Consider the following 7309-nt stretch of genomic DNA (forward strand, 5'->3'; position numbering starts at 1 on the left):
GTAATCGAGCCTTGGTTAGTGGTTGCATTGAAAGTCGAGGTGATTCCCTCGGTAGTATCACTACTGTAATTGACTTCCAAATAATCCGAACCCGTACCCCCATCTACTTTTTGAGTCACTAAAAAAGAAGGAGAGGTAGATGGGGCCCTGAAATAGAAGGAGTCATCGCCATCCCCCCCATTTAGGGTGTTAGCACCACTGACTCCATAGGCGTAAAATTTATCAGAGCCAGTTCCGCCTGAAACAATATTTTTGCCAAAACTATCCTGAATCGAAAATTCGTCATTTCCTGTATCCCCACAGAGGGTGTTATTCCCAAAAGAAGAAGAAACATCTAGATAATCATTCTCACTTCCGCCCTTGAGGATATTGTTGCCAGTGGTAGCTGTAGCATAAATTTGATCACTCTCAGAACCGCCCTCTAAGAGGTTTTTCCCAGAAGAATTAGAAACATCTAAATAATCATCCCCACTTCCTCCTTTGAGGGTATTACTGCCAGTGGTAGCTGTAGCGTAAAGTCTATCATTGTCAGAGCCGCCGTTTAAGAGGTTTTTTCCAGAAGAATTGCTAATATGGAGGACATCATCGCCCTGGAAACCATAGAGGCTATCATTGCTCCCTAAGCCATTAAGGATGTCATTAGCGTTAGTACCATTGATAATTGCCATAACTTCTATCTACCTAAATCAATTTTTCAGGAACTTGAGATATTAACCTGCCAGTACTGCTGTTTTAAGGCACAAAAATTTAGCCGAAAGTTGACGCTTTCGGTATAGTTTTTGCCAAATTTAAAAACACTAATTTTTCAGTGCATTTCAGCTTTTTGACTGGCTTATAAGCATTATCCAGCTAACCTGTTACATAAAGAGTTAGTTAATTTAATTACTATAGCCTTTATTTTTTTAAGGGTCACTACTTAGGTTAGTATTTTTTCCTACTTCACCTTACTTGTCTATTTTTGTAGTTTTTAGGATAGCTATTTACGTATTATTTACAGTGAAGCTTGCTTAAAAATCGGGAACTTGTGGGATACGATGAAATAGCGATACTTAATCAAAACGCAGATTCAGACCTTGATATTTTACGTTTTATTTTTTTGCGAAGGTATTTTTAATAGAAATTGTTTTTTAGCTGTAGCTGTGTGATACTTGCGTTTAAATTCATAAAATCCTATATCTTTGCGCGATTCTCTTGGGGCGATCGCATTAAATAATGCCGCACAATACCCGAACAAGGGGCTTAAGCCCCAAGTTTTACAAAGTATTGGTATATTCCCTTATTGTTAGCTAAGTACAGATATTTCAGTGAGTAGGCACAGCTACTTTCGCGTGTTTGTTAACATAGTCCACAAATAATTGCTTCAGCCTGGGACTAACACCAGCGTGTTCAAAGAATCCAAAACCCAGATTCTTAGCTCTTGCTAAGGTTTCCTCTGGTGTTAATCCCTCGTGGATAGCGATACTCAATAGCGCGATTCCAGTTGATCGCATCCCGGCTGCACAATGCACAACTGCTGGTTTAGGGATTTGTTCTAGGATCATAAGGATTTTGGTAATCGCCTCTTCATTCAAATTTTTTAAATCCACTTTGAGTGGAACATTCGTATAATGCAGCCCCAATGCTTCCGCTACTTTTTGCTCATCCTTGGAAAATCCTAGTTCATCAGGCGATCGCAGATTTAGAACGGACTTAAAACCTTCTTGGATAGCTTGCTCAAGCTGTTTTGGTATGACTTGTCCTGTGGTTGTCAAATTTTCGTTAATCTGTATGGCGTTGATCACATTTACTCCTTTTGATTTTCTGATGTCTTCTGGCTTGGTAAATACTCTAATAAGCAAGCTTTGAGAATATATTCAAGTAAACACAGCAAAACTAGCCAAATATCAAACGATATTGCTTGATTACTTCAAAATTTGTCTTTTGAAGTTAGTTATTTTATTGCTTTATCCATAATAGACGTATTGTCGATAGACTTACCGTACTTTAAATCTAATTATACGTTTTGTCGATAGGATTAATTGAGCTTGGGTGAGCAATTTGGCTGAAGATTTTCGGTAAATAGTATAACTCGATACATTATAATTTTGCCTAAGTTATCTTTTGCAGCGGCATCTTGAGTATTTTTAACGAGGACACAAATAATGACTGTAAATGAACAAGTTTCTTCTCTATCCATTGGAATAGTATTGTTCCCAAATGTGACGCAGTTAGATTTCACCGGGCCCTACGAAGTTTTTGCTAAATTGCCAAACACGCAATTATATCTGCTGGCGCAAACACTCGAACCAATTCAAAGCGATTGCGGCCTTACCTTTCTACCGGACACAACCTTTGCTCAACCCCCAGCCTTAGATGTGTTATTTGTGCCAGGAGGCCCAGGTATCAATGCCAAGATGGAAGATCCAAAGTTTCTCGACTTTCTCAAAACCCAAGCCAAACAAGCCCGCTACATTACATCTGTCTGCACTGGTTCTCTGCTGTTGGCGGCGGCTGGTTTGCTTCAGGGCTATCGCGCCACTACTCACTGGCGATCGCTGGATTTGCTTGAGATGTTGGGAGTTGAGACAGTTTCAGAAAGAGTTGTCATTGATCACAATCGAATTACAGGCGGCGGTGTAACAGCTGGCATTGATTTTGGGCTGGCTTTAGCAGCTGAGTTATTTGGGGAAGCGATGGCTCAAGCAATTCAACTAGGAATTGAATACAATCCCCAACCTCCTTTTAACAGTGGTTCTCCCCAAACTGCCCCTGCGGCTGTACTTACTCAGGTTACAGCTGCGAGTCAAAATGTTCAGGAAATCAGACGGCAGATTGTCCAGCGAGTTGTAACTCAATTGCAAACTGCTAATATCAGTAAAGCAGTTGAGAATTTGGCTAGTTGATGTGTTGCGATGTCTATGACGGGCAAAGCTGGGGCAACTAAAATTTCTCATAACCAAACTTGATAACTTTGGATCAGTGAATGTCAGCCCTGAACCTATGAGCGCAAAGGAAATATCTCTTCGACCTGCCCAGGAAACAGATGCGTGGGTGCTGAGTGCAATTCATATTGCCGCTATCAAAGCTCTGCCTGCAACTTTCTACACAAAAAAAGAACTTTTAGCTTGGCGTAATAACTGCGACAAGCCCGATGGTTCAAATATCTTGAAGAGGATGAAAGTGGAAACTTTTTGGGTTGCGATCGAGGGAGATGTTGTTATAGGTTTTGCTAGTTTTATTGTTGATGAACTCATCGGGCTGTATGTCCATCCTAAATATCAAGGTAAAAGCATCGGGCGTGCTTTAGTGCAGCATTTTTGCGAGCAAGCAACTGATCAAGGTATAGATAAGGTAATTACAACTGCTAGCCTTTATGCTGAAGGGTTTTATTTACGACTGGGATTTACTGCCATCCAAAGAGCACCTCATTATTTAAGAAGTGGGGTAGTTGTCCCAGTTACTAAAATGAGTAAAGCATTAGCTACTACCACAATATGATGAAATTGATTGAAGTTAGAGCCGATTGTAAGCTTGTTTTTTTGATAAAGTTCCATTATTTTCAGAAAAACATTTCGTATTTCTGAAATTTGGGATTGTAAAATAGTTATATGATTATATATTTTAAAAACTCATAGTTAATCTTAATAAGACTTTAGTGTCGAATAAAACAACTTTTATTATTACTCTTTTCTCCCAAGTTGCCGCCACTTTTTTTACATAACCTACGATGTAAGTAAGTACTTGCCAGCATAAATGAATAAAACCATCCGTTCATCAACTCTCACCCGTAGACGTTTGATAGAAGCCGCCTCGCAGGTATTTGCCAGTTTAGGTGTTCAAGGAGCAACTACCCGTGAAATAGCTCGTGTTGCTGGTGTGAATGAGGTGACTTTATTTCGCCACTTTGCTAGCAAAGAACAACTTCTGGGAGCAGTAATCGAAAATGCCTTTGTACTCCAGACAGAAGCCCTTGCACACCCCGAAGCGTGGACACAGGATCTAAAAATTGACATTACACAGTATGCCCATCTTTACAATAGTATGCTAGAGGCACAGGAAGACTTAATTCGTACCTTCATTGGAGAAGCCAAACGTCATCCAGAGGCAGCCAAACAAGTGATTCAAGAAGCTGCCAAGCCTTTAGGAGAAAAACTGATAGCTTACCTACAATCGAGTCAGAGACGAGGCATCGTCAGAGCAGACCTTGATCCATTTCCAGCAGTCGATATGTTTACAGGAATGCTGTTAGCTGGAATGCTATGCCGCAGTGCAAAATTCAATCAACGCAGCTATAGCTGTGAGGACTATATCGAAACCTGTGTAGATATTTTTGTGCGCGGTATCACTGCCACTCCCCTCTCAGTTTTCAATCCGGCTGTAAGCTAACGTGAGTTATTTTCAGGGGTGGGTAGAACCTGGAAATGAGGTTTTAAAAGTGTTTTGGCTTAAGTTGACACCAATGAGCATTGCTGTACTCTTACAAGTGGTCTGTATTCCAGGCAATTGAGAATCGCTATATGCCTGTTTGCTTGCCCAAAACACCAAAATGAATACGCGATATACTCAAATGAGAAAGCAATCTGTCGTTTGCTTGCTGAATCCACTGAAATGAGAAAGCAATCAAGCATTTTGAGTAAGCAATATGCCTTTTTGCTTGCTGAATTTACCGAAATGAGAAAGCAATCAAGCATTTTGAAGTCGGGAATCTGACTTAACTTCAGCCATGCTTACAACCTGCTTGTAAAATTGAATATAATACATCAAGACTTTTAGGCACTGTGAACTTTTTTATCGGTTGTGCTGTTTGGGCATATAAAGGTTGGGTGGGCGAACTCTATCCCCAAGGCACTCGCACTGCCGATTTTCTCCATCTTTACAGTCGTCGCTTCACGACTGTAGAAGGTAACACCACCTTTTATGCGGTGCCTAACCAAGAAACTGTAACCCGTTGGGCTGCCGAAACACGAACAGGTTTTGAATTTTGTCTGAAATTACCGCGAGATATTACCCATCAAGGGTTGCTACAACCTTATATTCCGGCTGCTTTAAAATTTCTGGAAGGGATGCGCCCTTTAGAGAAGCGTCTTGGACCAATGTTTGCCCAGTTACCACCCAGTTATGCACCTGCATTGCTTGACGATTTGACCAACTTTCTGGAAGCTTGGCCGCGTACAGAAGCACCCCTAGCGCTGGAAGTTCGGCATCCCGACTGGTTCAAAGAACCCCATGCTAGTAATTTAACGGTGCTTTTAGAAAAGCTAGGTGTGGGACGGGTACTCTTAGACTCGCGCCCCATCTACACTGGAGATGATGACCCGCAGTTACAATCGGAACGGCGTAAACCTAAATTACCCTTGCAATTGAGTGTGACAGCACCTTTCACTCTAATTCGGTTCATTTCTCATCCAAATTTATCAGTGAATCAGCCGTTTATGGAAGAGTGGGTAAGGCAGATTCAGCAATGGTTGGAGATGGGAGTGCGAATTTATTTCTTTGTCCATTGTCCAATAGAAGCGCGATCGCCTAGCATAGCCCGTCACTTCCAACAGCTATTAGAACAGAGTGATACACCAGTTCCACCCCTACCTTGGAATAATCTTGAGCATCCCCCCAATCAGCTCAGTTTATGGTCTTGAAAGGCAGGGTGCAAGGAACAGAGGGAGTAGGGGAGTAGTCCCACAGAATGAAATTACTAATTTTTTAACTTTTACAAGATATCTAATGTTTAGTAATTCAAAAAAGAGCGATAATTAGTGTTGCGAGACTCTTCTGTTAAAGCTTCATATCGCTTTCTCCTTCACAAAAAGGGTAATAGCCCTATTTTTTAAATGGCGATCAGGGTTTAAGTGATGCATGAATATATTTAACAGAAAAGCATTGATTTTTAATATGTATGTGATTTCAGCGAATTTTTTGAGAGCAGTTATATCAAAGGAGGTTGAGATGAATCGTCTTCTTTATGAAAGTTCAGTCTCATACAAAGGATATCTCATCATTCCATTTGTTTTTGGGCAAGCTGATAATTACGAGATTTATTCGTATAAATTGCTATCTGAGATTGGGCACAAAAGCAAATTTCATAAAGCAGAAAACCCAGCCGGAATCTATGGAAGTGGCGTTAGTAATATCGTTGATATTGCTAAAGAACATATAGATCAAAATTTAGAGTTTGTTCATCGGGGGGATAATTTTAAGTCTCGCTACATTTATCGTAACAATTTGATTATCATCTTCCAAGAAGGAGACAAATGTTTTTATGACCATTACCCACCAGAGTTATTGAATAATATTGCAGCTCCAAAATTATTCAAATCCGAATATGAATGTTTGAGTTGGATTAAGCAAGGGCTTAATGGGCAACATGTGCGGCAAAGAGCTATTTGAAGGAGGTAGAAGTTATCCAATTTTAGATTTTGAATTTTGAATTTTGGATTGAAGAGAAATCTAAAATTGGCAGAGTTAGGAGTAAAACAAGCTTAATATCTTGTTTTCACCTCGTTCCCAGTCGGAGACTGGGAATGCCCCTCATTGAGGCTGCCGCCTCCCTTATTCGCGATCGCAGCCTAGCAGATTTGTGCAACTCTTTAGAAGAGTACTTAGCACAAGTAGAAGCAGTTGCTTTGGGTGTACCAATTGCAGTTTTAAGTGCCACCAATCATCAAGGATTGGATGCCTTAAAACCTTACCTGCAACCAGGACAGACAGTTACTTTGTTGGGGTCTTCTGGTGTTGGGAAATCCACTATCACTAACCAACTGCAAGGCGCATCTGTGCGAGTTGTGCAACCAGTCCGGCGAGGTGATGACCGAGGTAGACACACGACAACTCATCGTGAGTTGATTTTGCTCCCTACTGGCGGATTAATTATTGATACCCCAGGAATGCGAGAAATCCAAATTTGGGCAGGTGATGAAGGTTTGCAAGAAACTTTTGCAGACATCGAAACCTTGGCGCAGAAATGCCATTTCCGCAATTGTCAGCATCATAACGAACCCGGTTGTGTAGTGCAGCAGGCTTTGGCTGAGGGAGAACTTGATTATTCCCGGTTTTTCAGCTACCAAAAGTTACAAAAAGAACTTGACTACCTTACCCGCAAACAAGACCAGAGGGCACAACTAGCTGAGAAAGAACGATGGAAGAAGATTCATAAAGCCATGCGAAATCATCACAAGCGCTAATTGCACAGGTGTCATACCATTTCACACAAACTTTGATACATATAGATTTCTCGTAAGGGCACAGCATTGGTCATTGGTGTCAACTTAAAGTGAAAGCTATAGCAATCCGATTTGATTGCGTGAAAAAATCTAAGTATATGTAGGGGAGCCAG

At 40.9% G+C, this 7309-nt stretch carries 7 protein-coding genes and 1 pseudogene; 6 read left to right on the forward strand and 2 right to left on the reverse strand.

Annotation, left to right across the window (positions count from 1 at the left end; all coding sequences use genetic code 11):
- Both Q0541_RS01065 and Q0541_RS01070 read right to left on the reverse strand, forming a co-directional pair.
- Window positions 1-668: pseudogene (locus Q0541_RS01065) on the reverse strand (calcium-binding protein); the annotation flags it as partial.
- Window positions 669-1301: 633 nt separating this feature from the next.
- Complete coding sequence (locus Q0541_RS01070) at window positions 1302-1781, reverse strand: protein tyrosine phosphatase family protein (RefSeq protein ID WP_298904355.1); 480 nt, start codon at window positions 1779-1781, stop codon at window positions 1302-1304.
- Between the two features lie 360 nt (window positions 1782-2141).
- Between Q0541_RS01070 and Q0541_RS01075 the strand changes: the two genes are divergently transcribed.
- From Q0541_RS01075 to rsgA, 6 genes are all read left to right on the forward strand, one after another.
- The gene (locus Q0541_RS01075) at window positions 2142-2882 is read left to right on the forward strand and encodes a DJ-1/PfpI family protein (protein WP_298904357.1); all 741 of its coding nucleotides are present in this window, start codon (window positions 2142-2144) and stop codon (window positions 2880-2882) included.
- Window positions 2883-2979: 97 nt separating this feature from the next.
- Entirely contained in the window at window positions 2980-3477 is a 498-nt protein-coding gene (locus Q0541_RS01080) for a GNAT family N-acetyltransferase (RefSeq protein WP_298904359.1), read from the forward strand.
- A gap of 255 nt (window positions 3478-3732) precedes the next feature.
- Window positions 3733-4365: a TetR/AcrR family transcriptional regulator gene (locus Q0541_RS01085; RefSeq protein ID WP_298904361.1), complete on the forward strand. Its 633-nt coding sequence runs from the start codon at window positions 3733-3735 to the stop codon at window positions 4363-4365.
- A gap of 392 nt (window positions 4366-4757) precedes the next feature.
- Window positions 4758-5615, forward strand: coding sequence for a DUF72 domain-containing protein (locus tag Q0541_RS01090; protein WP_298904363.1), 858 nt, complete (start codon window positions 4758-4760; stop codon window positions 5613-5615).
- Between the two features lie 307 nt (window positions 5616-5922).
- The gene (locus Q0541_RS01095) at window positions 5923-6363 is read left to right on the forward strand and encodes a hypothetical protein (protein ID WP_298904367.1); all 441 of its coding nucleotides are present in this window, start codon (window positions 5923-5925) and stop codon (window positions 6361-6363) included.
- A gap of 134 nt (window positions 6364-6497) precedes the next feature.
- Window positions 6498-7157 carry a ribosome small subunit-dependent GTPase A gene (rsgA, locus tag Q0541_RS01100; RefSeq protein WP_298904364.1) on the forward strand — a complete coding sequence of 220 codons (660 nt, stop codon included), beginning with the start codon at window positions 6498-6500 and terminating at the stop codon, window positions 7155-7157.
- The last annotated feature ends 152 nt before the right edge of the window (window positions 7158-7309 follow it).

Source organism: uncultured Nostoc sp., assembly GCF_937863485.1.
Classification (GTDB): Bacteria; Cyanobacteriota; Cyanobacteriia; order Cyanobacteriales; family Nostocaceae; genus Nostoc.